At 69.1% G+C, this 1,225-nt stretch carries 1 protein-coding gene; it reads right to left on the bottom strand.

The window, feature by feature from the left end; genetic code table 11:
* Positions 1–60: 60 nt before the first annotated feature.
* Positions 61–936 (bottom strand): zinc metalloprotease HtpX, encoded by an 876-nt coding sequence (gene htpX / locus AB0B91_RS66205; RefSeq protein WP_089003197.1) that lies wholly within the window; start codon positions 934–936, stop codon positions 61–63.
* Between the last annotated feature and the right edge of the window lie 289 nt (positions 937–1,225).

The raw sequence follows: 1,225 nt of genomic DNA, 5'->3' as shown, positions 1-1,225 counted from the left end.
ACACCCGGCGTACCGCCCTTGACCGGCGGACCGCACAGGGGCGGAAAGGTGATCAGTGCCTCAGCGCTGGAACTGCACGGGGCCGCTGTTGGCGGCCATCCGCTCCAGCCGGGCGACCCGCTCCTCCATCTTGGGGTGGGTGGAGAAGAGCGCCGCCACGCCGCCGCCCTTGAACGGGTTGGCGATCATCAGGTGGGCGGTGCTGGTGAGCTGCCCCTGGGCCGGCAGCGGCCGGCGCTGGGCACCCATGTGGATCTTCCGCAGGGCGCTCGCCAGGGCCAGTGGGTCCCGGGTGAGCTGGGCGCCGGAGGCGTCCGCCTGGAACTCCCGGCTGCGGCTGATCGCCAGCTGGATCACGGTGGCCGCGATCGGGCCCAGGATGATGGTGAGCAGCAGCACGGCCGGGTTCGGGGAGTCCTCGTCGTCGCCACCGCCCAGCGGGATGAACCAGGCGATGTTCGCCAGCATGGTGATGATGCCGGCCAGACCGGCCGCCACGCTGGAGATGAGGATGTCCCGGTTGTAGACGTGCGACAGCTCGTGCCCGATCACGCCGCGCAGCTCGCGGTAGTCGAGGATCTCGGTGATCCCCTGGGTGACGCAGACGGCCGCGTGCTGCGGGTTCCGTCCGGTGGCGAACGCGTTGGGCTGCGACGTCGGGCTCACGTACAGGCGGGGCATGGGCTGCCCGGCCTCGGTCGCCAGCTCGCGGACCATCCGGTACAGCTCGGGGAACTGTGCCTCGCTGACCGGTTGCGCCCGCATCGAGCGCAGCGCGAGCTTGTCGGAGTAGAAGTAGGTGACGCCGTTCATGAGCAGCGAGACGACGACGGCGATGACCAGGCCGCCACTGCCGCCGAACCAGTAGCCCACCGCCAGGATCAGCGACGTGAGCAGGCCGAGCAGCGCGGCGGTCTTCAGACGGTTGTGGTGCACGATCACTCCTTCGGTGCAGCACGGATCGCGCGGGATCCGCTGACCGGTTCAACAACCCGGTACCCGTCAACCATCCGTCTCATGGCTGAGAGTTGCCTGAGATGTCCGGAGTGCCCGTCGCGAGTGTCACACCGGAATTCGGGAAAGCGACCGCCTCGGTCTGTCCCCTGAGCCTGGACGCCCGACGCAACGATCGGCGGGCATTGTCGGTTCGCCGGAGGCGGCGCGCGGTCGGGGTGTCGGCGGGGGCGTGGCCTCCTGGTGCGCGATAACAATCAGGGATATAAAA

The sequence above is a fragment of the Nonomuraea sp. NPDC049141 genome, assembly GCF_040648415.1.
In the GTDB taxonomy this organism is placed as follows: domain Bacteria; phylum Actinomycetota; class Actinomycetes; order Streptosporangiales; family Streptosporangiaceae; genus Nonomuraea.
This window is presented reverse-complemented; position numbering and strand designations above follow the sequence as displayed.